Source organism: Actinokineospora sp. NBRC 105648 (assembly GCF_030269645.1).
In the GTDB taxonomy this organism is placed as follows: domain Bacteria; phylum Actinomycetota; class Actinomycetes; order Mycobacteriales; family Pseudonocardiaceae; genus Actinokineospora.
Genome location: NZ_BSTR01000061.1, coordinates 1 through 25187 on the forward strand (window position 1 = coordinate 1; position 25187 = coordinate 25187).

Below are 25187 nucleotides of genomic sequence, written 5' to 3' on the forward strand. Positions count from 1 at the left end.
GCAGGGTAAGGGCATCCCCACCCACGGCAAGTTTAGCGGCACTCTCCCCCCACACGAAGCGAGTCCACTAGATCGAGCATCCGTAACGGGACTTGCGTACCAGCGGGGTCGGCCTCACCGCTGCGGTACCAGCGGGGGCGGGATTCACTTGGGTGCCAGCGGAGTCGGCCTATCCGCTGCGGTTTGCTGGGGGGCGGGATTCACTTGGGTGCCAGCGGAGTCGGCCTTTCCGCTGCGGTACCAGCGGGGTGGGGATCCTGTTGCGTTCCAGCGGGGCCGGGATCTTGTTGCCTACCTTTGGTCCGGCTTGCGGACAAGCTCTAGTCCAGTGACGCCACGAAGCGGGTCACGGCCTGCTGGGAGAGTCGCTGTGCGAGCTTGCCGCTCGGCGCAACTGAAGCGATCCGGAACAGGGGGCGGTCCGGGGCGGCTTCGCCCTTGGCCTCGGCCCGCAGTTGGGCCACCAGGAGTTGGGAGAACACCAGACCGGAGGGGTTCTCGCTGGTGGCGAGGGCGTCGGCGAGCTTGCGCAGGACCAGGATGCCCAGCTCACGGCCGCCGGTGCCGGAGTACAGGGCCAGGGCCAGGTTGATGGACTTGCGGCCCTCGCCGACCAGCAGGCCGACTGTGCGGATGCCGCGGACGTCGGTGACCAGCAGTTCCAAGCGGTCGGCGGTGCGCAGGTCGACTGCCTTTCGGCCGATCGTGCGGGCCACCACGCGGTTGCCGTCCTCGAGCCACACCGTGCGCCGGGCGGAGGCCCAGGACAGGAGGGTGAGGGCCAGGACGATCACGGCCGCGGTGATCACCCCGGGCCAGCGGCCGGCGACCAGACCGACGACACCGCCGACTGCGGCGCCGAGGACGAGGGCGACCGCGAAGGCGACCAGGCCGCGCTTGCGGTTCGCGGGTTCGGCGATGCTCAGTGGGATGTGGTGGGGCGAGACCTCGTCAGCCACCTCAGATGCCCCGTCCGCGGCCGCGGTGCTCCGACGCGGGGTCGGACAGGTCGACCAGGCCGGTGAGGAACGGGTTGCTGACCCGCTCCCGGCCGATCGTGGTGGTGGGGCCGTGGCCGGGGAGCACGACGGTCTCGTCGTCGAGCTCCAGGACCTTGCGCAGCGAGTCGGTCATCATCGCCATCGAGCCGCCGGGTAGGTCGGTGCGGCCGATGGAGCCCGCGAAGAGGGTGTCGCCGGAGAAGAGCAGTTGGCCGCCCTCGTCGGTCTCGTGCCGGAAGCTCACCGAGCCCCGGGTGTGCCCGGGGGTGTGGTCGACGACCAGCTTCAGGCCGGCTAGGTCGAGCTCGGTGCCGTCGTGCATCTCGCGGACCTGGCCGGGCTCGCGCATCTCCAGACCCGCGAAGAAGCGGGCTGATTCAGCGCTGAGGCCGCGCAGCGGGTCGCTGAGCATGTAGCGGTCGTCCGGGTGGATCCAGGCGGGCACGTCGTTGCCGTCGCACACCGGTGTGACCGAGTAGGTGTGGTCGAGGTGGCCGTGGGTCAGCACGACCGCCACCGGGGACAGCCGGTACTTGCGCAGCGCCTCGGCGATCGGCTCCTCGGCCTCCTGGCCTGGGTCGACGATCACGCACTGCTCCCCCTCGGCCGGGGCGATCAGGAAGCAGTTGGCCTGGAAGGCCCCTGTCGGGAAGCCGACGACGAGCACGGGTGGACCTCCGGTCGCGGATTCTTGGCGAGTTCTCAGCCTATCGGCCGGTACCTCCACGCGGTTCTTACCGGGGTCCCCCATAGACTGCGCGCCAGCCAGCAACGGGTCAGGTCAGGGAGGGTGCCAGGTGCCGACTAACCAGCAGCGTCGGGAGGCGGCCAAGCGCAAGCTGGAGCGCCAGCTCGCGAACAGGGTCGAGCGCGCTCGCAAGCGCCGCATCATCGGCGTGGTCAGCACCGTGGTGGGTGTCATCGCCGTGGTCGGCCTGATCTACTGGCTGGCCAACATCGGCGGTGGCTCCACGACCGACACGGCCTCGTCGCCGACCGAGGCGCCGCCGTCCACCGACGCGGCCCCGGACACCCCGGCGAACATCCCCGCCGAGCTCGCCCCGGTGCCCAAGCGGGCGACGGCGCTGCCCGCGAAGGTCGACTGCGCCTACCCGGCCGAGGCGGACAAGCCCGCGTCCAAGCCCGCGAAGGCACCGGCCGACAAGGGCATCGAGGCCACCGGCACGGTCGGCGCGACGCTGTCGATCAACGGCGGCGACGTGAAGGCCACCCTGGACCGGGCGCTCGCGCCGTGCACGGTGAACAGCTTCGTGAGCCTGGCCAAGCAGGGCTACTTCAACGACACCACCTGCCACCGCCTGACCACCGGCGACGGCCTGCAGGTGCTGCAGTGCGGCGACCCGTCGGCCACCGGCAGCGGCGGCCCCGGCTACAGCTTCGACGACGAGGTCTTCCCGGAGATCAAGTACGGCCGCGGCCTGCTCGCCATGGCCAACGCGGGCAAGAACCCGGAGACGAACAAGGGCACCAACGGCAGCCAGTTCTTCATCGTCTACGGCTCCGCCGAGCTGCCGCCGAACTACACGGTGTTCGGCTCGATCGACGCCGAGAGCATGAAGAAGATCGACGACATCGCCAAGAAGGGCACCATCTCCCAGGGCAACCCGGGCGACGGCAAGCCCAAGGACCCGGTGGCCATCAAGAGCGTGACGATCGCGTGAGGAAGCTCGCCGCGCTCGTGGTCGGCGCCGCGTTCGTGGTGGCGGGCTGCGCCTCGACCACCACGGGCAGCGCCGTGGGCAGCGACGACACCACGAGCGTGGCGCCCCGCACGACCATGTCGGCCTCGTCGGCCAGTCCGAGGACCACCACCCCGGCGGCCACGACCGGAACGACGTGCGAGTACGTCCGGGGCACCCGGGGCGGGGAGGCCACGCGGGACGTGGGCGTCCCGCCCGCCACCGCGGACGACAAGCCCGCCACGGTCACGCTCACGACGAACCTGGGCGCCATCAAGGTCGAACTGGCCCCCGCGAAGGCGCCGTGCACCACGCGCAGCTTCGCCTTCCTGGCCGGCAAGAAGTACTTCGACGACACGCCCTGCCACCGGCTCACCTCGGCGGCCTCGCTCAAGGTCCTGCAGTGCGGCGACCCGAGCGGCCAGGGCACCGGTGGTCCGGGCTACGCCATCGCGGACGAGAACCCGAAGGACCTGAAGCAGGCGGCGGGCGGCAGCGTGGTCTACCCGCGCGGCACCGTCGCCATGGCCAACGCCGGGCCGAACACCGGCGGCAGCCAGTTCTTCCTGGTCTACGCCGACTCCACGCTGCCGCCGAACTACGCGGTCTTCGGCACCGTCGACGACGCGGGTCTGGCCGTGCTGGACAAGATCGCGGCGGGCGGCGTCACGCCGCAGAGCGGCGAGGACGACGGCGCGCCCACCGTGCCGGTCAGCATCAAGCAGGCTGTCGTGGGGTCCTGAGACACTCACCGGCATGACCTACCGCGAGCGACGCCCGTCCGGGGACCACCGGGCGGGCGTCGCTTGCGTCTGGTCCCGGGAGTCCGCGCTCATGACGCGCACGCGCGTGGTGCCGGACGCGTGCGTCGACCTCATCTGGCACCGCGAGACCGGCGCGTTGGTCGTAGCGGGGCCGGACACCGGCCCACACATCGCCGCCGGGGCGGGCACCCTTGTGGGGCTGCGCTTCCGACCCGGTGAAACCGCTCTTGGACTACCGGTCGACGAACTGCGCGACGCGCGGGTAGCGCTATCCGCGGTCTGGTCAAGCCAGGCGGCGCAAGAGCTCGCCGACAAGCTTGCCGAGACCTCGGACATCCAAGCAGCGCAACAAGTCCTGCTCGACAGCGTTCCAACCGTGGGTGATCCGGTAGCCGCAACGGTGCGGTCGCTCGCGGCGGGTTCAGCGCGGGTGCGCGACATGGCGGACACCCTGGGCTGGAGCGAACGACAACTGCACCGCCGCTGCCTGGCCGCGTTCGGCTACGGGCCTAAGGTGCTGCACCGCGTCCTGCGGTTCCAACAGGCCCTGCGCACCGCGCGCACCGGTGTCCCGCCCGCCGAGGTGGCCGCGCTGGCCGGGTTCACCGACCAATCCCACCTAGCCCGTGAGGTACGCGCCCTGGCGGGGGTTCCCCTGAGCGACCTCCGCTAGCGCCCTCCACAATACTGCAAGTGCCTCGTGATTCGGGCGGTCACCGCAGATCCTAGCGGCTATCTTATGATCATGAGTGACGGCTTCCGACTTGCCAAGCTGCTCGTCGAACCCCTTGTGCGGCGCATGCTGACCGAACGCAAGCAACAAGCGCAGCGCTCTCAACCGCTGGTTGACTTGATCAATGCGACTTTGCTCGACGACTACCAACGACGCAGGTTGCACCGCGAGATCGAGGCGATGCGCGATGCTGTCGGTCAGCGCTTGGATTCGTTCCACGATGCGGAATGGCGGGGTTTGGAGAGTCAAGATCGAAATGTTGCGATGTCCACGGTCGTGGATGCTTTTGTAGAGTCCGACCTGTCGGATTCCATGTTCTTCGCCATCGACGCCGATCCGAAAAACCTGGCCAGGTATATCCGAAAACAACGACCAAGCGCAGCAGCCGAAGCTGGCCTAGGCGAGGCAGGGAGCCGCTTCTACGATCGGTTGATTGACGAATGCTGTCTGATTTACACACAACTAGCTGTTCACATGGCGCAGTTCACCCCCCGTGGAATAGTTGAACTACTGAGTCGAACATCGTCGTTGAGCTCATCTATCGAGCAACTTCTCCAACGGATACCCGTCAGCACACTGGACGCTCCCAGCGGGTCCGACCACGACGCAGAATTTCTTCGCCGGTACTTGGACCACATCAGCCGCACACTCGACACCGTGGAATTGTTCGGGGTAAATGTTAGGACTTATCAACCCTCGACTCCGCTCAGCGTCGCCTACATAAGCCTCGCAGTCTCGCCCGACGTGACTCCGAACCAGCAAGCACGGCAGGACCATACACCTCCATGGGAACGGCTCTCGTTGTTGGAGAACGACACCAGAGGCTTCAGTAGCATGCAGGTCGAGCACGCACTTAGCGGTGCGGCACGGTTCCTGTTGCGCGGGGAAGCCGGGTCGGGAAAAACGACGCTGCTGCGCTGGCTGGCGGTGAATACGGCCAGACGAGCGTTTGGCACAGATCTAGCTGATTGCAACGAACGCGTACCTTTCTTCATCAAGCTACGCAGCTACGCAGGCCGTCATCTACCTGCACCAGAAGAATTCTTGAATGGTGTCGCCGACCCGCTGTCAGCACTGATGCCGCGGGGATGGGTGCACCGTCAACTAGAGGCAGGGCGCGCACTACTTCTCATCGATGGAGTCGACGAACTGGCGGCGGAGGACCGTCGTCCAGTTCGCGATTGGATCCGACAACTCATCAGAGTGGAATCTGACAATCGCCTGGTAATCACCGCTCGGCCGCACGCCGCTGCGGCGCGCTGGCTGGCCGCAGAAGATTTCACCTCTGCAATGCTGCAGCGCATGGGAGCAACCGACCTACGCAAACTGATCGCTCATTGGCACCGTGCGATTCGCGGCGTTCCAGATCTACCCTGTGCCCCGGAGGAAATCTCGGGGTACGAGCGCGCCTTGCTCGCGCAACTCGATTCAAGCCCCCACCTCCAGGCACTGGTAACTAATCCACTGTTGTGCGCGATGTTGTGCGCTATCAACCTGGACCGGCACAGCACGCTACCACCGGACCGGATGGGACTCTATGCCGCCGCGATGGACATGCTTCTAGAGAGACGCGACGTGGAGCGACGAATCCCAGACGACGGCGCACCGAGACTGTCCGCTCGGGACAAGACCTACCTACTGCAGTACCTTGCCTGGCGCCTGTCCATCAATGGTCGGAGTGAACTTTCCCGAGAGGAAGCTACTGTTCGCATCGGTGATCGACTCGGGAATATGCCGCTACTCACTTCGGACAGTTCGCTCGTGCTGAACCACTTACTGCAGCGAAGCGGTGTTATCCGGGAACCCGCTGAGGGAAGGATCGACTTCGTCCACCGCACGTTTCAGGAATATCTCACAGCCAGGGAAGCAGCGGAACACGGAGACGTTGGTCTACTATTACACCATGCCCACCAGGAAAATTGGCGGGAGACTATTATCATGGCGGCCGGGCACGCGAACGAACCAACCCGAAAGGCCCTATTGGCCGGGTTGTTGGGGCGAGCCTCTTCCGAGCCACGCCATAGTCGAACACTGCGGCTGCTCGCGGCCGCCTGCCTTGAAACGGCCGGTCCACTGGATACGGAGTTGCGCAGCCAAGTGGAGGCCTGTCTCAGCGATCTCGTACCACCTCGACGCAGTGAAGAAGCACGTTCGCTGGCATCAGCCGGTCCGGCATTGCTGGTTCATGCCCCACGCGGTTTGAACCCCTATTCTACCGAGGCGGCGAGTGCGATGATCGAGGCCGTCGCTCTACTGGGGACTCCACAGGCACTTGATCTACTATCCTTCTACGCGATCGAACACTCCAAGATAAGGGAAGACTCCGACCGAGAACGCAACCGCAACCAGGCGAATCGCCACCTCGATGCGATTCAACGCAAGCTCTTTGAGATGAACCGTTATTTTGACGGACGCCGGTACAGCCGGGCGGTCCTGTGCCACCTCAGGAATATCCCCCACCTAGAGTTGGATAATGTCACGAACCTAGCGGACGACCTACGATCACTTCCACCCATCAAGCGCATGCGTCTGCGTGGCAAGCTCTCCGATCTCAAGCCGATAGTCAGCCACATCGGTCCATTGGAAGAATTGACTGTCCAGTCCGAATCCTCGATCGACGTCAGATCAATAGCAAACCTTCCCGGACTACAATTTCTTACCATCGAGTGCGGAGATGCGGTAAATCTCCTGCCACTGCACACTCTCAGCCTACTGAGAGTGCTTGACTTGAACTGCAGCGAGATCCTCTCCTTGAATACTCTTATAGAAATGGGTAGCCTACACACTGTCCGAATACGAAACTCACACCCGACGTGCGATCTATCCATACTCGCCGATGGGAAAATAAGTGTACTCGTAACCCATCAGGACATGTGGATACGTTGGCGCGACGAACTTCCAGGCAATCTCTCACTCTGGCGGCCTGACTCCTAAGACCGCCCGCACACCTGGAAAAGCTGGAGAACTGCTCATGATACGCACGCGGACGGGATGATACGGCATACCTCGGCCGCTCCTCCAATTTTACAAGACCTGCTCTAGCCGGCCGTAGGCGCGCAGCGTCGTCAGTGCCTGCACGGTCATCCAGCCCGCCCACTCGAACTCCGTCGCCGGGGTCCAGATGGTCCAGCGCACCCGCCAGCCGCCGTCCTCGCCCTGCGCGTCGACGAGGGCGTCCAGGCTCGTCCCCAGCTCCTCGTCGGTGAACCAGTGCCGGGCCAGGCTGTCCGGGGTCGCCGCGTACTCGTGCGGGGTGTGCAGTTCGGCGGCGTTGTAGCCCTCGGGTGTGGCGCCCGCGTCGCCGATCCGGACGAGGCCGGCGGTGCGGACCAGCTCGCCGACCTTGGTGGCCGCGGCCTCCGCGCGGGCCCGGTCGGGCGCGGCGTCGAGGAAGCCCACGCAGGCCAGCGCCTCGTACGGGTGGGTGTTGGTCAGCGACTCGATGCGCGGCCAGCAGAACTCGGCGGCCTGGTCGATCCACGGGTGGGTCACCCCGGCCTGCCACAGCGCGCCCACCAGGTTCGCGGTGGGCAGCAGGGACGCCTCGTACGTCTCGGGGATCGTCCACCACGGCGCTCGCGGGTAGTCCGCGGCGTTGGGGTGCACGAACGGGACCCCACCGTCCACAGTGGATATCGAGGCCAGGTAGTCGGCCACCCCGTCCGGCGCGGCGCCCACCTCGTGCAGGACGTGCAGTGCCGAGAGGACCGTCACCGGCTGACTACCGGGGCCGCGACCATCGGGCTCCAACGCGTTGCCGTAGCCGCCGTCCGGGTTGCGGTAGGCCGCGAGCGCAGTCAACACCGGCTCTGCCGCGCCCCCGCGGAACAGGAACTCGAACCGCCTGCGCTCAAGGATGCGCGCCGTGCGCAGGATGAACTCTTCCGCCTTACCGACAGCCTCTTCGCTGAGTTTCTTCACCCGGCCAGGGTAAGCCGGACGAGGCGAACCGTCTTGTACGAATCGGACTAAGACGCTGAGGTCACCCGGTAGACGTCGTAGACGCCCTCGACGCTGCGCACGGCCTTGAGCACGTGGCCGAGGTGCTTCGGGTCGCCCATCTCGAACGAGAAGCGGCTCACCGCCACCCGGTCGCGCGAGGTGGTCACCGAAGCCGACAGGATGTTGACCTTCTCGTCGGCGAGCACCTTGGTGACGTCGGAGAGCAGCCGGTGCCGGTCGAGCGCCTCGACCTGGATGGCGACCAGGAACACCGAGGACTCCGAGGGCGCCCACTCCACCTCCAGCAGCCGCTCCGGGCTGCCGAGCAGCTCGTCGGCGTTGGTGCAGTCGGTGCGGTGCACGCTCACGCCGCCGCCGCGGGTGACGAAGCCCAGGATGTCGTCGCCGGGCACCGGGGTGCAGCAGCGGGCCAGCTTGACCCAGATGTCGGTGGCGCCCTTGACGATCACCCCGGCGTCGCCGGAGCTGCGCCTGCGGGTGATGGTGGACGGGGTGGACCGCTCGGCCAGCTCCTCCTCGGCGTGCTCGACCCCGCCGAGCAGGGCCACCAGCCGCTGCACGACGTGCCGGGCGGAGATGTGCCCCTCCCCCACCGCGGCGTAGAGCGAGCTCACCTCGGTGTAGCGCAGCTCGCGGGCCAGCGCGGTGACCGAGTCGGCCGACACCAGGCGCTGCATCGGCAGCCCGACCCGGCGCACCTCCTTGGTGATCGCGTCCTTGCCCGCCTCGATCGCCTCTTCCTTGCGCTCCTTGGCGAACCACTGCTTGATCTTGGCCCGGGCCCGGGGCGAGGCGGCGAAGGCCAGCCAGTCGCGGCTGGGGCCCGCGCCCTCGGCCTTCGAGGTGAAGATCTCGACGACCTCGCCGTTCTCCAGCTTGCGCTCGAGCGCGACCAGCCTGCCGTTGACCCGCGCGCCGATGCAGCGGTGGCCGACCTCGGTGTGCACCGCGTAGGCGAAGTCGACCGGCGTGGACCCAGCGGGCAGGGTCTCCACATCGCCCTTGGGGGTGAAGACGAAGATCTCGCGGGTGGCCAGGTCGTAGCGCAGCGACTCCAGGAACTCGCCCGGGTCGGCGGCCTCGCGCTGCCAGTCGAGCAGCTGGCGCATCCAGGCCATCTCGTCGACGTCGACCCCGGCGTGGGTGCCCTTGGTCTCCTTGTACCGCCAGTGCGCGGCGATGCCGTACTCGGCGGTGCGGTGCATCTCGTGGGTGCGGATCTGCACCTCCAGCGGCTTGCCGTCCGGGCCGATCACCGTGGTGTGCAGCGACTGGTAGACCCCGAAGCGCGGCTGGGCGATGTAGTCCTTGAACCGGCCGGGCATCGGCTGCCAGAGCGCGTGCACCACGCCCATCGCGGCGTAGCAGTCGCGCACGTCGTCGACCAGGATCCGCACGCCGACCAGGTCGTGGATGTCGTCGAAGTCGCGGCCGCGGACGATCATCTTCTGGTGGATCGAGTAGTAGTGCTTGGGCCTGCCCTCGACCTTGGCGGTGATCCGCGAGGACTCCAGGTCCGAGCCGAGCTGGGTGACCACGGTCTGCAGGTAGGTGTCCCGCGAGGGCGCGCGGTTGGCCACCAGCCGCACGATCTCGTCGTACTTCTTCGGCTGCAGGATGGCGAAGGCCAGGTCCTCCAGCTCCCACTTGACCGTCGCCATGCCGAGCCGGTGGGCCAGCGGCGCCAGCACCTCCAGCGTCTCGCGGGCCTTCTTGGCCTGCTTCTCCGGCGGCAGGAACCGCATGGTGCGCATGTTGTGCAGCCGGTCGGCGAGCTTGATCACCAGCACCCGGGGGTCGCGGGCCATCGCGATGACCATCTTGCGGATGGTCTCGGCCTCGGCCGCGGTGCCCAGCTGCACCTTGTCCAGCTTGGTCACGCCGTCGACCAGGTGCGCGACCTCGTCGCCGAAGTCGTCGCGCAGCCCGTCGAGGGAGTACTCGGTGTCCTCCACCGTGTCGTGCAGCAGCGCGGCGACCAGCGTGGTGGTGTCCATGCCCAGCTCGGCCAGGATGGTGGCCACCGCGAGCGGGTGGGTGATGTAGGGGTCGCCGGACTTGCGCTTCTGGCTGCGGTGCATCTCCTCGGCGACGTCGTAGGCGTGTTGCAGCAGCGCCAGGTCGGCCTTGGGGTGCAGCTCGCGGTGCACCGCGGCCAGCGGCTCGAGCACCTGCTTGACCGGTGCGGCGCGCTGGGCGGTGATCCGCCGGGCCAGCCGGGCGCGCACGCGGCGGGTGGCCGAGGGCGCCCGCCCGGCGGCGGCGAGCGGCTCGGGCCCGGCCGCCGGTGCGGCGGTGCCTGTCTCCACGTCGTGGGTCACCCATGCTCCCGGCAGCTCGGACGCCGTCGCGGCGGCACGACTTCCGGGTCACGGGTGTGGCCCGGGTACCGAGAATAACTCCGAAAGGCCCGACGACCGGGGAGTGGGGCGACGAACCGCACACAGCGGACGACGAATAGTCCCCAACCGTTACGCCGAGCGAGTCATCGGGGACCGCCTGTCGTGTCAATCCGCGATCAACGCGTGCACTGTGTGCGGCCGCAGGCGCGCCCGACCGGCCAACGCGGGGATCTCCACCACCACGACGACCCCGACGACCTCGGCCCCCGCGCGCTCGGCGAGCCCGGTGGCCGCCGCGGCGGTGCCGCCGGTGGCCAGGACGTCGTCGACCACCACGACCCGGTCCCCCGGGCCGAGGACGCCCTCGGGCAGTTCCAGGGTGGCGGTGCCGTACTCCAGCTCGTAGGTGACCCGGTCGGCGACGGCGGGCAGCTTGCCCGGCTTGCGGACCGGCACGAGCCCGTACCCGTGCACCGCGGCCATCGCGGCGCCGAAGAGGAAACCGCGCGCCTCCACCGCGACCAGCGTCCCGACGCCGTCGGGCACGAACGCGGCCAGCGCGTCGACGACGGCGCGGAAGCCGTCGCGGTCGGCGAGCAGCGGGCTCAGGTCGCGGAACAGCACGCCCGGCACCGGGAAATCCGGGACGTCCCTGACCAGTGCGAGCGCGTCTTCGAGTGTCGAGGCCACACGCCGAGAATAGGGGCAGCGGCCGCCCGACCGGTGATCGGAAACGGCACGCGGAAAACGCGGAATCGAATCGCGCGCCGCAGTCGTGCCCGGCAGGTTCAGGCGGTCGTAGCATGTGATCTTGGTGTTCGGTGGGGAAGGATCCCTGTCGTGCGCGGGATGTTGACGTTGGCCGATCGGGAGGAGATCTCTCGGGGCCCGGTGGGGTTGTTGGAGTTCAGGGACATCGCGGGTGCGGATCGGTCGTGATCCATCGGTGGTCTCGCGTGAGGTGGCCCGGCATGGTGGCCGGGTCGGGTATCGGGCGGTGGCGGCTGAGGCCGCGGCGGTGGTGGGTCGTCGCGGCCGAAGGTGATGGCGGTGGAGCGGTCGGCGCGGACGCGGTCGCGGGTGTGGTCGTTGTTGCGTCGGGGCTGGTCACCGGGGTCTATCGCGGGCCGATTGGCACGTGAGCACGCGTCCGGGGACTCTGGTCGGGTGAGTCACGAGGCGATCTAAGAGTGGGTCGACGCCCAGCCGGTCGCGACGCTGCGCCGGGAGTTGATCGCGTTACGCACCGGTCGCACCCGACGCACCGGGCCACTCCCGGCCCCGGCACCTCGAATCCGCGAGCCCCACTACATCGACGAACGCCCTGAACAGGTGCAAGGCCGTGCCGTGCCTGGCCACTGGGAAGGGGACCTCGTGATCGGCAAGGCAGGCAAGACCGCGGTGGCGACCCTGGTCGAGCGCACCAGCAGGTTCCTCATCCTCATCCCGCTGACCGGGCGGGACTCGCTGACCGTGACCCAGGCGATCATCGCCGCCGTCGGGGATCTCCCGGCCACGATCCGACGGTCGTTGACATGGGACTGCGGGTCGAAAATGGCTCTGCACTCCGATGTCACAGCGACAGGTTTGCCGGTGTACTTCGCCCACCCGCACTCACCGTGGGAACGGGGAAGCAACGAGAACCTCAACCGCATCGTCCGCGAGTACCTGCCCAAGGGCGTCGAGATCACCAGCGATCCCACCTACCTCGCCGCCATCGCCGCGGAGATCAACGACCGACCCCGTAAACTCCACCACTGGAAGAAACCAAGCGAGGCCTTCGCCGAACTCCTCCAAGCAGATGCTTCCACCGCCTGAACCTGCCCCCCACTGGGTGATGCCCCAGGCACGACCAGTTTGTCACCGGTGCGCCGATCGGCTTGGACACCTGGGCGGTGTGTCCGGGGAAGAGCAACAGGGCGCCCACCCGGGTGCGAGACCCGGGCGGGCGCCCTGCGGCGCGTGGCTACTGGCGGCTCAGCGGCGCTTCTTGCCCGTGGGCTTGCCGCTGGGCTTGTTGGCCCGGCGGGCGTCGGCGGCCTTGGGGTTGCGCGCGGGCACGCTGGAGGCGACCGCGTAAGCCTTCTCCCGGCGCAGCTCGGCGTCCAGGCCGCCGTCCTCGGCGAGCTCGGCGTCGGAGGCCTCCGCGCGGCGGGCCTGGTTGGCCCGGCGCAGCGCGACCCGGTCGGCCTGCTGCTTGAACTTCGGCTCGGTCATCTTCAGGTCGACCAGGATCGGCGTCGCCAGGTAGATCGAGGACAGCACACCCGCGAGCATGCCGGTGAGCTGCACCAGCGCAAGGTCCTGCAGGGTGCCCACGCCGAGCAGGCCGACGCCGACGACCAGCAGGCCGATCACCGGCAGCAGCGCGATCAGCGAGGTGTTGATCGAGCGCATCAGGGTCTGGTTCAGCGCCAGGTTGGCCGCCTCGGCGTAGGTGCGCCGGGTCAGGCCGAGCAGGCCCCGGGTGTTCTCCTTGACCTTGTCGAACACCACGACGGTGTCGTAGAGGGAGAACCCGAGGATGGTCAGCAGGCCGATCACCGTGGCCGGGGTGACCTCGAAGCCGACGATCGAGTAGACGCCCGCGGTGACCACGAGGTCGTGGACGAGCGCGCCGAGGGCGGCGACGGCCATCCACTTCTCGAAGTAGAGCGTCAGGAAGATCGTCACCAGCACCAGGAACACCGCGAGCGCGATCAGCGCCTGCTGCGAGATCTCCCCGCCCCAGCTGCCCGAGACCGCGCTGTCGCTGATCTGCGAGACGTTCTGGGTGCCGTTGGCCGACTGCGGGCGCAGCTGGTCGAACAGCGCCTGCTTGACCTTGGCCACCTGGTCGTTCTGCAGCGTCTCGGACTTGATCTGGATGGTGGCGTTCGCGCCGGTGCCGACGGTCTGCACCGAGGAGGGCTCGCGGTTGAGCGAGCTCTTGAACACCTCCTCCACCCGGTCGACCGAGATCGGGCCGGAGGCGCTGGCCGACGGCATCGAGATCTTGGTGCCGCCCTCGAAGTCGATGCCGAGGTTGAAGCCGCGGAAGACCATCGAGCCGATGCACACCAGCATCAGCACGCCGAAGACCAGGTACCAGCGCTTGCGCTTGCCGACGATGTCGAACGCGCCCCCGCCGGTGTAGAGGCGGTCGAACACACTGCTCTTCTTGCCCGACTTCGCGACGTCACCGGTCGCGTTCAGGGTGTGGTTGGTCGACACGTCACACTTCCTTCGCGGCGGTGCCGGTGGCGGTACCGCGGCCCGCGCGCAGCGCGGCGGCGGATCGCTGGACGGAACCGAGGCCCGAGAACTTCGGGTTGGACAGGGTCTTGGACTTCGAGGCGAGCGCCACCAGCGGGTGGGTCACCAGGAAGACCACGACCAGGTCGAGCACGGTGGACATGCCCAGGGTGAACGCGAAGCCCCGGACCTGGCCCACCGCCAGCACGTAGAGCACCGCGGAGGCCAGGAAGCTGACCGCGTCGGCGGAGAGGATGGTGCGCCGCGAGCGGACCCACGCGCGCGGGACCGCGGAGCGGAAGGTGCGCCCCTCGCGCACTTCGTCCTTCAACCGTTCGAAGAAGATGACGAACGAGTCCGCGGTGATGCCGATCGCGACGATGAAGCCCGCGATGCCCGCGAGGTCGAGCGAGAGCCCGATCCAGCGGCCGAGCAGCACCAGCACCGCGTAGACCACCACGCCGGACAGGATCAGCGACAGGATGGTGAGCACGCCGAGCAGGCGGTAGTAGATCAGGCAGTAGATGAACACCAGCGCCAGGCCGATGCCACCGGCGATCAGGCCCGCCTCGAGCGAGGCCAGGCCCAGCGAGGCGGACACCGTCTCGGCCTCGGAGGACTCGAACGACAGCGGCAGCGAGCCGTACTTGAGCACGTTGGCCAGCTTCTGTGCCTCGGACTGCTTGAAGCCGCCCTGGCCGCCGGTGATCTGGGTGTCGCCGTTGATGGCGCCCTGGATCGTCGGCGCGGAGACGACCTGCGTGTCGAGCACGAAGGCGGCCCGCTGCTGGACGTGCGAGGCGGTGTAGTCCGACCAGATCTTCGAGCCGGTGGACTTGAAGCTCACGCTGACCACGTAGCCGACGCCCTGCGGGTCGTTCTGCGCGGTGGCGTTGCTGATCTCGGTGCCCTCCAGGAACGACGGGCCGAGGATGAACTTCTCCGCCCCGTCCTGGTCGCAGCCGGCCAGCGGCAGCTTCGGGTCGTCGTTGCCGACCAGCGGGTCGGTGTTGCCCGGGGTGCAGTCGGTCAGGGCTAGGACCGCGCTCTGCAGCGCCTGGTCGGCCGGGACCTCGGCACCGTCGGCGCCCTTGGTGGGCACCAGCTTCGGGTCCTGCCTGCACTTCTTCGCCTCGGTGATCAGCTTGCCCTCCTCCTCGTCGGAGAGGGCGGGCCTGCCGGGCTTGGTGAGGTCCGCGTAGCCGGTGCAGGTCGGCGGGATCGCCGCGGCCTGATCGGCGGGAGCGGGCGTCGTGGGTGCCCCCGAGGCGGGGGGCGCGGCACTGGTCGCCGGGGCGCCGGAGCTCGCGGGCGGCTGGGCCGCGCTGGTGGGCTGCTGGGCCAGCGCGGGCGCCGGGCGGCCCTGCGGGGCGGCCGAGGAGGCGGGGGCGACCACCGGCGCGCTGGCCGGGGCGGAGCCCGAGGTCGGGACCGTCACGGTGGAGGTGACCGGCGGCTGCGTCGTCTGCTGCTGGGGCGCGGCGCCGACCGAGCCGATCACCGGGCGGAACCGCAGCTGCGCGGTCTGGCCGAGGTCCTTGGCGCGCTCGCCGTCCTCACCGGGAACGGTGATGACGATGTTGCTGCCGTCGAGGACGACCTCCGCGCCGCTGACGCCGGTGCCGTTGACGCGGGTCTCGATGATCTCCCGGGAGAGGTTCAGCGACTCCTTCGACGGCGGCTCGCCGGTCTCCGTCCGCGCGGTGAGCGCCACCCGGGTCCCACCCTGCAGGTCGATGCCCAGCTTGGGCGTCGCCTTGTGGTCGCCGGTGGCGAAGACCAGGGCGTAGAGAAACGCGACGATTGCTACGAAGAACGCCAGATAGCGTCCTGGGCGGATCTGCCCAACCGGTGGTGCCACGGTCGGTCCGTCTCCTCGGCTCGCTCGGATGCGCACGGATCTGGATCGTCCGCACCCCGATGTGTGGTCATGACACTGCGCCCGCACCCGATCACATGTGGCGGGTGAGGGCGCAGCGTACCTCCTGTGGGGTCAGCTCAGTGTTACACGCCTCACTCCGCGCCCCGTTACCGCGGGCAACGGGTGGAGCGGTCGGCGACCACAGTCAGTTGGGCTTGCGGTGCTCCAGCGGCGGGGCGACCTCGGCAGCGCTGTCGGACTCGGCCGGGATCGACTCGTGGTCACCGGCGGTCAGCTCGTCGTCGTCCTCGTCCACGACGTCCGGGCCGACCTTCTCGCGGATCGCCTGGCGCAGCCAGACGGTCTCCACGCCCGGCGCCAGCTCGATGCCGATGGTGGCGTCGTCGGAGACGTCGGAGACGGTGCCGTACATGCCGGAGGTGGTCATCACCCGGTCACCGACGGTCAGCGCGTTCTGGAGCTCCTGCTGCTGCGCCAGCAACCGCTTCTGCTTGCGGGAGCCGAGGATCAACGGGATCGCCAGCACGGCGACGAGCAGCAGGGGGAGCAGAGCTGAGTTCATTTCTCTCCGTCCGGGAACTTCTTCCGCCCAGTGGGGAAAAGTCCGATTGTTCGGGTTGCCTGACCCGAGTCTGCCAGTTCACGGCGGCACCGTGGTGGCGGGCCACCGGCCGCTGTGCGCGATCGGTCACTCGCCGAACAGGGTAGGGGCTGCCCAGCCCGGCGCGTCGGTCGGGGCGGTGAGCCCCAGGTGGGACCAGGCGAGGGCGGTCGCGACCCGGCCGCGCGGCGTCCTGGCCAGCATCCCGGCCCGGACTAGGTACGGCTCGCACACCTCTTCCACGGTAGTCGCTTCCTCCCCGACCGCCACGGCGAGCGTGGCCACGCCGACCGGTCCGCCGCCGAAGGAGCGCACCAGCGCCGAGAGCACGGCGCGGTCGAGCCGGTCGAGGCCGAGGTCGTCGACGTCGTAGACCTTGAGCGCCGCCTGGGCGATCGCGCGGTCGACGGCGCCGTCGGCGCGCACCTCGGCGTAGTCGCGGACCCGGCGCAGCAGCCGGTTGGCGATGCGCGGTGTGCCCCGGGAGCGGCCCGCGATCTCGTGGGCGCCGTCGGGGCGCAGGTCGATGCCCAGGATCCGGGCCGAGCGGGTGATCACCAGTTCCAGGTCCTCGGGGACGTAGAACTCCATGTGCGCGGTGAAGCCGAACCGGTCGCGCAGCGGCCCGGTCAGCGAGCCGGACCGGGTGGTGGCCCCGACCAGGGTGAACGGGGCGATCTCCAGCGGGATCGAGGTGGCGCCGGGGCCCTTGCCGACCACCACGTCGACCCGGAAGTCCTCCATCGCCAGGTAGAGCATCTCCTCGGCCGGGCGGGCGATCCGGTGGATCTCGTCGATGAACATCACCTCGCCCTCGACCAGGTTGGACAGCATCGCGGCGAGGTCGCCCGCGCGCTCGAGCGCCGGGCCGGAGGTGATCCGGATCGGCCTGCCCAGCTCGGCGGCGATGATCATGGCCAGGCTGGTCTTGCCCAGCCCGGGCGGACCGGAGAGCAGCACGTGGTCCGGCGGGGAGCCGCGGCGCAACGCGCCCTGCAGCACCAGTTGCAGCTGCTCGCGCACCCGGGGCTGGCCGACGAACTCGCCCAGGTCGCGCGGGCGCAGCGAGACCTCGTCGTCGCGCTCGGCGGGCGCGGCCAGCGGCGAGAGCTCGCTCCAGTCCTCGCCGCCCGGTCCGGGGAAGTCGCCGCTGGGGAAGTCGCCGCTCGGGTGATCGTTGTCGAGGTGATCGTCCATCCGGGCGTCCACTACCGCTTGCGCCCGAGGGTGGCCAGGGCCTGGCGGAGCACGGCCGCGGTGTCGGCGGCGCCGTCCTTGGCCAGCACCGCGTCCACGGTCTGCTCGGCCTGCTTGATCGGGAATCCGAGGCCGACCAGCGCCTCGACGACCGAGCCGCGCACCTGGCCCGCGGCGGGCGCGACCGGGGACTCGGTGCCGGTGACCAGCGCGCCGACCTTGTCGCGCAGCTCGATGATCAGCCGCTCGGCGCCCTTGCGGCCGATGCCGGGGACCTGGGTGAGCACGGTGATGTTGCCCTCGGCCAGCGCCGAGCGCAGCTGCGCGGGCTCCAGCACGGCCAGTGTCGCCAGGGCCAGCCGGGGGCCGATGCCGGAGACGGTCTGCAGCAGCCAGAACAGGTCGCGGGCCTCGGTGTCGGCGAAGCCGAACAGGGTCAGCGAGTCCTCGCGCACCACCAGCGCGGTGGCCAGCGCGGCCTCCTCGCCGCGGCGCAGCGTCGCCAGCGTGTGCGGCGTGGCCTGCACCGCGAGGCCGACCCCGCCCACCTCGACCACCGCGTGGTCCAGGCCGATGGCCGCCACCGTGCCCCGTACCGAAGAGATCACCTGTTCACCGTCCCGATCTGCCTGGCCGCGGCGGCCAGCCTCGCACGATGATGGCGGGCCAGCTCGGCCGCCCTCGCCTCGGCCTCGGCCATCCGGTTGCGCACCGGGGCCCGCCAGAGGTGGCAGATGGCCAGCGCCAGCGCGTCGGCGGCGTCGGCGGGCTTGGGCGCGGTGGCCAGCCCGAGCAGCCGGGTGACCATGGTGGTGACCTGCGCCTTGTCCGCCCGGCCGGACCCGGTGACGGCGGCCTTGACCTCGCTGGGGGTGTGGAACACGACCGGCAGGCCGCGGCGGGCGGCCGAGAGGGCGACGACCCCGGCGGCCTGCGCGGTGCCCATGGCGGTGCGCACGTTGTGCTGGCTGAACACCCGCTCTATGGCCACGACCTCGGGCCGGTGGCGGTCGAGCCAGTCCTCGACGGCGTCGGAGACCTTGAGCAGCCGGACGGCCAGGTCGTCGTCGGCCGGGGTGCGGATGACGTCGACGGCGACCGCGCGCACGGCCCGGCCCGTGCCGCCGTCGACCACCGCGATGCCGAGGCGGGTCAGGCCAGGGTCGACACCCAGCACGCGCACAGTGGTCGCTCCCGGTCAGCTCGTGAACACTCGTTCGAGAGCCTAGGGGTCAGCGGGTCGCGGGCCGAGCCGACACGCGGGTGACGGTGACCGGGTCCTCGATCAGCCGCGGCGCGAGCGGCGTGCGCGGCGCGAACCACGGCGCGGACCTGGCGGCCTTCGGCTCGGGCCGCCAGTCGGCGCAGACGGTGTCGACGCAGACGGGGAAGATCGTCAGGTCGCCGTCCGCGGCCAGGCGCAGGCGCAGGAATCCCTTGTGGTCCTCGATGCTCTGGCCCGCCATCACCTCGTTGAGGTTGATCCCGGCCCGGCTGGCCAACCGCAGGTAGCCCGCGACGAGCTCGGAGTCCAGGAACCCGATGGCCAACGGGGTCCCGACGAGCACGATCACCAGGGTGGCCCAGTCCTGGACCGGTCCGTCCGGGAGAACGTCGCGGTAGAGCCAGATCACGACGAACGACCACACGACGCTCAGTGCTATGTGCGCGATTCCGTGTAAGAGGCCGAAAATCCGCGCGAGCAGCACCCTGTGCGGGCTGCCTAACCGGGCGAAGGCAAGTGCGCCGAGCACCAGTACGACGCCGACGATGAACGCGGGCGCCCAACTCGCGACCAACCCGAAGAACCCTTGGCGCTCGTTCTCGTCCAGGGTGCGCACGAGTCCATAGAGCACTGCGAGAGTCATGACGGTCTGGAAACCACCGGTGAGGCCCCAGAACCCCGGGTTGCGCCACGGCAAGCGGAAAATTCCCGCGGCGAACCGGCGGGAGGTATCCGGGTCCGGGTAGCGCGCTTCCAGGTCGTAGAACGCCGGTGGTGAGGGATCTCTTACGCGAGAAGCCGAAGGCGGTAGGCACAGTGTGGTCGGTAATTCGTGCGTCGCGGCCAGGTAGGCGCCGCCGAGCCCGCAGGTGATCCGCTGCCTACCGCCCTCCTGGCGCTCGGCGTAGCGCGCGTAGTGGTGCTTGTCGCCAGAGAGCATCACGCGGGTGTGGGCGCCCTTCGCGCGGACGATCTCGCGGTCGAAGAACTCGATGGTGTCGTAGCCCTTGGTGTGGCCGCCGGAACCGGCGTCCACCCAGGCGGGCTTGGACGTGCAGAGGATCACGCCGTCGCCTTCGCGCAGGTCGGCGGTGGCGGCCCGGAAGTACTCGAGCTGCGGGGAGTCCACGTAGTCGTCGAACTGGGTGTCGATGGCCAGCAGCCACCAGCGGTGCGGCAGCTGGATGGCGAAGTAGGAGCGGGTCTGCTCGGTGGCCCAGCCGCCGAAGGGCCTGCGTTGCGCGAAGACACGCAGGAATGACGTAAGACCGTCGTACCAGTCGTGGTTGCCCGGTAGCGCGAACAGGGTGGGCGATGCGCCTTGCGCAGCGGGAAGAGCCGCTCGGTACGGCCCCTTGCTGCGGTCCTCGTAAGCGCGGGTAGACGCGAACGGGTAGACCTGATCGCCGCCCATTACGAGCAAGCGACCGCGCGGGAGCTCTTGCCCGTCCACGGTAAGGGTGTCCGCGGCGAGGAGGGACGCCACCGTGTACGTGGCGTCGAAACCGTCGCCGAGGTCGGCGACGAAGTCGAACCACAGCTCGCCCTCGCCGTCGGGCTCGTCGTGCCGGTGCAGGTCCGCGGCCAGGCTGCCCTGCAGCTCGCGCTTGTCCGCGTAGGAGCCGAAGATCGCCGCGATGGCCGACTGGATGCCGGTCGTGACCAGGACCCGGGGCGCCAGCCACCGAACCGCCTGCTGCGGTTGGAAGCCCAGTTCGGCCTCGGTGCGATCGGTGGGCCGCGGGCGGTCGGTCGACTCGGGCACGGACGCCCCTTCCTGTGCGGACCAAGATCGTAGCCGGCCGACCGGGTGATCGGGGAGGTCCGATCGGGCAGCCTTAGGCTGCGGGCATGGACGATCCGACCGAGATCGCGGCCGCGCTGGGGCTGGAGCCGCTGCCGATCGAGGGCGGGCTGTGGACCAGGTCGCTGACCCACCCGGCGCTCTCGTCGATCTACTTCCTGCTGGTCGCCCCGGAGATCTCCGCCTGGCACCGGCTGGACCGGCCGGAGCTGTTCGTCCACCACGCGGGCGCGCCGCTGACGATGCGGCTGATCGGACCGGACGGCCTGCGCACGCACGTGCTGGGGATGGACCTGGCCGCCGGTGAGCGGCCGCAGGTGCTGATCCCGGCGGGCACCTGGCAGGCGTCGGAGACCGCGTCCTGGACGCTCGTGGGAACCGTGGTCGTGCCGCCCTACACCGACGACTGCGTCGAGTTCGGCACCCCGGACCTGGTGCGCGACTACCCCGAGCTCGCGCGGCTGCTGCCGTGACGCGGTTTCTCCATGACGGCCAACCTGATTCCCACCACGTCCGGCCGCTCCCCCACGATCACGTAGCCCGCCCGTTCGTAGAGCGCGATGTTGTCGTGGCTGCGCGCGCCGGTGATCAACCAGAACGTCTCGACCTCGGCGGGCGCCGCGTCCTCCACAGCGGCCAGCAGCGCGCGACCCACGCCGTTGCCCTGCTGGTCGGGCGCCACCGAGAAGCGGGCGATCTCCATCCGGTCGCCGTCGACCCGGCCGCGCACGCTGCCGACCAGGCGGTCACCGAACCAGGCACCGACCGCGACCCGCAGGTCTGCCCGGAACTGCTCAAGGGTCTCCACCAGCGGCGGGATCAGCGGCTGGCGGTAGCGCTGCGCCTCGGAGACGTACGCGGCCCGCTGCACGGTGAGCGCCTCGCCCACGTGGTCGGGTGCGAGGCGGGCGAGGCGGATCACGGGCCGTCGACGCCCGGGCGCCAGCTCTCCGGGTAGCCGCTCTCGGTGAGCACGGGCTGCCACTGGGCGAACCCCTCGGGGGCGCGCGGGCTCCACGGGAAGTGGCCGTCGGGGGTGGCCACGATCAGCTGCAGCGCCGGGAACTGGCCGGAGGGGTAGAGCAGCGTCGCGCTGCCCAGGAACTCCGGGTAGTGGCCCTGGTGCACCCGCTCGACCACGACCGGTGTCCCCTGGAAGAAGTCGAGGTAGGGCAACCCGGGGAAGAACCGCTCCCCCGACGCGGCGCGGCGCACGTAGATATCGATCAACGGCCGGGCCATGTTCACCGGCAGGCCGATGACCACGGCCTCCGGCGCGCCGAACCGCCGCCAGGCGCCGACCGAGAAGGCGTACGGGGCGCCGTGCTCGTCGCCGTCGACCTCGATCACCGCGTGGCCCTCGGCGTCGGCGGTCCGCAGCAGCCACTCGCGCAGGGCCGCCTCCTCCTCGGTGATGTCGTCGAGCGACATGGGCGGGCTCCTCGTCGGTGGGGACCGAACGGGCCCGGGTGGTCGAACACCCGGGCCCGGTGAAGCTGGTGGTGCTGGTGCTGCTGTGCTGCCGTCCGGGGTTAGGCGTCTACCTCGGCCATGACGTCGTCGGACAGGTCGAAGATGGCACAGTGCGTACACGTTCTGCACATCACGCGTCTACCTCGGCCATGACGTCGTCCGATATGTCGAAGTTCGCGTACACGTTCTGCACGTCGTCCGAGTCCTCCAGCGCGTCGATCAGCTTGAAGATCTTGCGCGCGCCGTCGGCGTCGAGCGCCACGGTGACCGAGGGCAGGAAGCCGGCGTCGGCCGACTCGTAGTCGTAGCCCGCCGCCTGCAGCGCCGTGCGGACCCCGACCAGGTCGGTGGCCTCGGAGACGACCTCGTAGTTGTCGCCGAGGTCGTTGACCTCCTCGGCGCCCGCGTCCAGCACGGCCAGCAGGACGTCGTCCTCGGACAGCCCGCTCTTGGGCAGGACCACCACGCCCTTGCGGTTGAACATGTAGGCCACCGAACCCGGGTCGGCCATGGTGCCGCCGTTGCGGGTCAGCGCGGTGCGCACCTCCCCCGCGGCGCGGTTGCGGTTGTCGGTGAGGCACTCGATCAGCACGGCCACGCCGTTGGGGCCGTAGCCCTCGTACATGATCGACTGCCAGTCGGCGCCGCCCGCCTCCTCGCCGCCACCGCGCTTGCGGGCCCGCTCGATGTTGTCCTGCGGGACCGAGTTCTTCTTCGCCTTCTGGATGGCGTCGAAGAGCGTGGGGTTGCCGTCCGGGTCACCGCCGCCGGTGCGCGCGGCGACCTCGACGTTCTTGATCAGCTTCGCGAAGAGCTTGCCACGCTTGGCGTCGAGGGCGGCCTTCTTGTGCTTGGTTGTCGCCCACTTGGAGTGGCCGCTCATCTCTCCTCCGTCACACTGCGAGATCGGTTGTGGTGCGCCCGCGGACCGTGTGGACCAGGTCCACGAACAGGCGGTGCACGCGCGCGTCGCCGGTGAGTTCCGGGTGGAACGAGGTGGCGAGCACGTTGCCCTGCGCAACGGCGACGATCCTACCGGCGGCGGCCCCGGCCGCCGGGGTGTCGGGCACCGTGGCGAGCACCCGAACGTTCGCCGAGACCGACTCGACCCACGGCGCGCGGATGAACACCGCGTGCAGCGGCCCGTCGATCCCGTCGAAGTCCAGGTCGGCCTCGAACGAGTCGACCTGCCTGCCGAAGGCGTTGCGCCGCACGGTCACCTCGAGGCCGCCGAGCTGGTGCTGGTCGGCGCGCCCGTCGAGCGCCTTGTCGGCGAGCAGGATCATGCCCGCGCAGGAGCCGTAGGCGGGCAGCCCGTCGGCCAGCCGCGCGCGCAGCGGATCGAGCAGGCCGAAGGTGGCCAGCAGCCGGGACATGGTGGTGGACTCGCCGCCGGGCAGCACGATGCCGTCCACTTCGGACAGCTCGGACTCCCGGCGGACGGGGGTGGCCCGGGCACCGGCGGCGGTCAGCGCGGCGAGGTGCTCGCGCACGTCGCCCTGCAAGGCCAGTACCCCGATCAGCGGTCGATCAGCCGACACCGCGTTGTCCTCCTGCGTTCCAAGACCCGACGAATCAGCCTAGTCGGCCTGGTCGGGGCTCGGGTCAGGCCACCCCGGCCAGGCGAAGCAGAGCGGTGGTGGCCGCGGCGGCGACCACGACCACGACGAACGGCGCCTTGCGCCAGGCGAGCACGCCGCCGACGAGCACCCCGGCGGGCAGCGCCCAGCCCGCGAAGGCGTGGCCCTTGGCCAGCGTGCTGGTCGCGACCAGGGCGACCAGCAGCACGATGGCGCCGGTGGAGAGCAGTTCCTTCACCCGCTCGGGCATGGTGACCCGGTCCCGCAGCAGCGTGCCGCCGAAGCGGAAGGCGAAGGTCCCCAGGGCGAGCACCAGGATCGGCACGATGGTCACGCCGCCATCCCGCTCTCGGTGCTCGGCGCGGGTTTACGGGGGACGGCCACCAGTCCGGCCAGCGCCAGCAGCACCGGGACCCCCGGCGGCAGGAACGGCGTGGTGGCCAGCGCGATCACCGCGCCGAGCAGGGCGGGCCGCAGCTTGCCCGCCTCGTGCAGCGCGGGCAGGACCAGGGCGAGCATGACGGCCGGGAACACCGCGTCCAGGCCGAGCGCGTTCGGGTCGCTGACCAGCCTGCCCGCCAGCGCGCCGCCCAGGACACCGGCGTTCCAGGCCAGGAACAGCGAGGCGCCGCAGGCCCAGTAGGCCGCGCGAGCCCTGGTCGGGTCCTTCTGCGCCATCGCGAAGGCCACCGACTCGTCGATCAGCAGGTGGCTGCCGATGACCCGCGCGGGCCAGCTCTTCCCGACGACCTCGCCGACCGCCAGACCGAACGGCAGGTGCCGGGCGTTGAGGATCAGCCCGCCCACCACCGCGGCGATCGGACTGCCGCCCACCGCCACCACACCGACCGCCAGGTACTGCGAGCCACCCGCGAAGACCAGCAACGACATGACCACCGGCACCCACAGCGGCAGGCCCGCGGCCACCGCGATGGCGCCGAACGAGGCGCCGTTGATGGCCGCCGCGGCGGCGATCGCCAGCACGCCGCGCCACAGGTCGGCATCGAGGGTTCGCCAGATCGAACGCATAGCATCGTATGATGAACAGCCGATGGTCGTTCGTCAAGACGAACGACTGGTCCGTCACAACGAACGGAGATCGTCGGTGGAACAGCGTGGGGCGCCGCTGGAGATCATCGCGCGCTCGCTGCGGCGCGAACGCGACCGCGTGGGGCTGTCGCTGAGCGAGCTGGCCAAGCGGGCCGGGATCGCCAAGTCGACGCTCTCCCAACTGGAGTCGGGCAGCGGCAACCCCAGCGTGGAGACGCTGTGGGCGCTCAGCGTCGCGCTGGACGTGCCGTTCAGCAGGCTGGTGGAGCCGGTGCGGCCGCGGGTGCAGGTGATCCGCGCGGACGAGGGCCCGGCGGTGCACTCCGAGCGCGCGGACTACGTGACCAAGCTGCTGGCGTCCTGCCCGCCCAACGCCCGCCGCGACGTCTACCTGATCAGCGCGGAGCCGGGCGGCAGGCGCGAGTCGGAGCCGCACGGGGCGGGCGTGGTGGAGCACGTCGTGCTCTGCTCCGGCCGGGCCCGGATCGGCCTGACCGACGAGCCGGTCACCATCGGCCCCGGCGACTACGTCTCCTACCCCGGGGACGTGCCGCACGTGTTCGAGGCCCTGGTCGCGGGGACCGTGGCCTGCATGATCTCCGAGCACGGGTAGCGCCTCCCGGTCCGGGGCTCGCCGC

Annotated in this window: 24 protein-coding genes and 1 pseudogene; 7 read left to right on the plus strand and 18 right to left on the minus strand. The window is 69.7% G+C overall.

The features are described 5' to 3' along the window. Positions 1–320: 320 nt before the first annotated feature. Positions 321–959, minus strand: coding sequence for a hypothetical protein (locus tag QSK30_RS32625; protein WP_285508880.1), 639 nt, complete (start codon positions 957–959; stop codon positions 321–323). Position 960: 1 nt separating this feature from the next. Then, positions 961–1668, minus strand: a complete 708-nt coding sequence (locus QSK30_RS32630; protein WP_285508882.1) for an MBL fold metallo-hydrolase — start codon at positions 1666–1668, stop codon at positions 961–963. Positions 1669–1798: 130 nt separating this feature from the next. Between QSK30_RS32630 and QSK30_RS32635 the strand changes: the two genes are divergently transcribed. The 4 genes from QSK30_RS32635 (at position 1799) to QSK30_RS32650 (ending at position 7132) form a co-directional block, all read left to right on the plus strand. Next, a complete protein-coding gene (locus QSK30_RS32635; RefSeq protein ID WP_285508884.1) occupies positions 1799–2683 on the plus strand; it encodes a peptidylprolyl isomerase in 885 nt (294 codons plus the stop codon). Beyond that, positions 2680–3444: a peptidylprolyl isomerase gene (locus QSK30_RS32640; protein WP_285508886.1), complete on the plus strand. Its 765-nt coding sequence runs from the start codon at positions 2680–2682 to the stop codon at positions 3442–3444. Before QSK30_RS32635 ends, QSK30_RS32640 begins: the two co-directional genes overlap by 4 nt. A 13-nt stretch (positions 3445–3457) precedes the next feature. Beyond that, positions 3458–4138 carry a helix-turn-helix domain-containing protein gene (locus QSK30_RS32645; protein WP_285508887.1) on the plus strand — a complete coding sequence of 227 codons (681 nt, stop codon included), beginning with the start codon at positions 3458–3460 and terminating at the stop codon, positions 4136–4138. A gap of 72 nt (positions 4139–4210) precedes the next feature. After that, positions 4211–7132, plus strand: coding sequence for an NACHT domain-containing protein (locus tag QSK30_RS32650; RefSeq protein ID WP_285508889.1), 2922 nt, complete (start codon positions 4211–4213; stop codon positions 7130–7132). A gap of 90 nt (positions 7133–7222) precedes the next feature. Here QSK30_RS32650 and QSK30_RS32655 read toward each other — a convergent pair whose 3' ends face one another. The 3 genes from QSK30_RS32655 to QSK30_RS32665 all read right to left on the minus strand — a co-directional run bounded on the left by QSK30_RS32655 (position 7223) and on the right by QSK30_RS32665 (position 11193). After that, on the minus strand, positions 7223–8119 hold the full coding sequence (locus QSK30_RS32655; RefSeq protein ID WP_285508891.1) for a hypothetical protein: 897 nt from the start codon (positions 8117–8119) through the stop codon (positions 7223–7225). Positions 8120–8166: 47 nt separating this feature from the next. Further along, positions 8167–10470, minus strand: coding sequence for a RelA/SpoT family protein (locus QSK30_RS32660; protein WP_285508948.1), 2304 nt, complete (start codon positions 10468–10470; stop codon positions 8167–8169). A 198-nt stretch (positions 10471–10668) separates the two neighbouring features. Then, positions 10669–11193 carry an adenine phosphoribosyltransferase gene (locus tag QSK30_RS32665; protein ID WP_285508893.1) on the minus strand — a complete coding sequence of 175 codons (525 nt, stop codon included), beginning with the start codon at positions 11191–11193 and terminating at the stop codon, positions 10669–10671. A 159-nt stretch (positions 11194–11352) separates the two neighbouring features. On the opposite strand from QSK30_RS32665, the pseudogene QSK30_RS37220 reads away from it, so the two are divergent. Further along, positions 11353–12321, plus strand: a pseudogene (locus QSK30_RS37220) (IS30 family transposase). 159 nt (positions 12322–12480) lie between these two features. Here the strand turns inward: QSK30_RS37220 and secF are convergent. From secF to QSK30_RS32705, 7 genes are all read right to left on the minus strand, one after another. Continuing rightward, positions 12481–13716 carry a protein translocase subunit SecF gene (gene secF, locus QSK30_RS32675; RefSeq protein ID WP_285508894.1) on the minus strand — a complete coding sequence of 412 codons (1236 nt, stop codon included), beginning with the start codon at positions 13714–13716 and terminating at the stop codon, positions 12481–12483. A gap of 1 nt (position 13717) precedes the next feature. Further along, positions 13718–15598, minus strand: a complete 1881-nt coding sequence (gene secD / locus QSK30_RS32680) for a protein translocase subunit SecD (RefSeq protein ID WP_285508895.1) — start codon at positions 15596–15598, stop codon at positions 13718–13720. A gap of 205 nt (positions 15599–15803) precedes the next feature. Next, a complete protein-coding gene (gene yajC / locus QSK30_RS32685) occupies positions 15804–16181 on the minus strand; it encodes a preprotein translocase subunit YajC (RefSeq protein ID WP_285508896.1) in 378 nt (125 codons plus the stop codon). 126 nt (positions 16182–16307) lie between these two features. Beyond that, positions 16308–17417 carry a Holliday junction branch migration DNA helicase RuvB gene (gene ruvB / locus QSK30_RS32690; protein ID WP_285508897.1) on the minus strand — a complete coding sequence of 370 codons (1110 nt, stop codon included), beginning with the start codon at positions 17415–17417 and terminating at the stop codon, positions 16308–16310. 11 nt (positions 17418–17428) lie between these two features. Further along, entirely contained in the window at positions 17429–18025 is a 597-nt protein-coding gene (gene ruvA / locus QSK30_RS32695) for a Holliday junction branch migration protein RuvA (protein ID WP_285508899.1), read from the minus strand. Beyond that, positions 18022–18600: a crossover junction endodeoxyribonuclease RuvC gene (gene ruvC, locus QSK30_RS32700; protein WP_285508901.1), complete on the minus strand. Its 579-nt coding sequence runs from the start codon at positions 18598–18600 to the stop codon at positions 18022–18024. The genes ruvA and ruvC overlap by 4 nt, the downstream gene beginning before the upstream one ends. A gap of 49 nt (positions 18601–18649) precedes the next feature. Then, entirely contained in the window at positions 18650–20407 is a 1758-nt protein-coding gene (locus QSK30_RS32705) for a metallophosphoesterase (protein WP_285508903.1), read from the minus strand. A gap of 86 nt (positions 20408–20493) precedes the next feature. Here QSK30_RS32705 and QSK30_RS32710 point away from each other — a divergent pair, with 86 nt between their 5' ends. Then, positions 20494–20919, plus strand: coding sequence for a cupin domain-containing protein (locus tag QSK30_RS32710; RefSeq protein WP_285508904.1), 426 nt, complete (start codon positions 20494–20496; stop codon positions 20917–20919). Here QSK30_RS32710 and QSK30_RS32715 read toward each other — a convergent pair. The 6 genes from QSK30_RS32715 to QSK30_RS32740 form a co-directional block, all read right to left on the minus strand. Beyond that, positions 20889–21368 carry a GNAT family N-acetyltransferase gene (locus QSK30_RS32715; protein WP_285508906.1) on the minus strand — a complete coding sequence of 160 codons (480 nt, stop codon included), beginning with the start codon at positions 21366–21368 and terminating at the stop codon, positions 20889–20891. The two genes, QSK30_RS32710 and QSK30_RS32715, sit on opposite strands and share 31 nt — an antisense overlap. Then, a complete protein-coding gene (locus tag QSK30_RS32720; protein WP_285508908.1) occupies positions 21365–21877 on the minus strand; it encodes a DUF4262 domain-containing protein in 513 nt (170 codons plus the stop codon). The genes QSK30_RS32715 and QSK30_RS32720 overlap by 4 nt, the downstream gene beginning before the upstream one ends. 172 nt (positions 21878–22049) lie before the next feature. Next, positions 22050–22802, minus strand: coding sequence for a YebC/PmpR family DNA-binding transcriptional regulator (locus QSK30_RS32725; protein ID WP_285508910.1), 753 nt, complete (start codon positions 22800–22802; stop codon positions 22050–22052). Positions 22803–22812: 10 nt separating this feature from the next. Next, on the minus strand, positions 22813–23460 hold the full coding sequence (pdxT, locus tag QSK30_RS32730) for a pyridoxal 5'-phosphate synthase glutaminase subunit PdxT (RefSeq protein ID WP_285508912.1): 648 nt from the start codon (positions 23458–23460) through the stop codon (positions 22813–22815). Between the two features lie 64 nt (positions 23461–23524). Beyond that, positions 23525–23833 (minus strand): AzlD domain-containing protein, encoded by a 309-nt coding sequence (locus tag QSK30_RS32735; protein WP_285508913.1) that lies wholly within the window; start codon positions 23831–23833, stop codon positions 23525–23527. Beyond that, positions 23830–24528, minus strand: a complete 699-nt coding sequence (locus tag QSK30_RS32740; protein ID WP_285508915.1) for an AzlC family ABC transporter permease — start codon at positions 24526–24528, stop codon at positions 23830–23832. Before QSK30_RS32740 ends, QSK30_RS32735 begins: the two co-directional genes overlap by 4 nt. 76 nt (positions 24529–24604) lie before the next feature. Between QSK30_RS32740 and QSK30_RS32745 the strand changes: the two genes are divergently transcribed. Continuing rightward, the gene (locus QSK30_RS32745) at positions 24605–25162 is read left to right on the plus strand and encodes a helix-turn-helix domain-containing protein (protein WP_285508917.1); all 558 of its coding nucleotides are present in this window, start codon (positions 24605–24607) and stop codon (positions 25160–25162) included. Positions 25163–25187 lie beyond the last annotated feature (25 nt).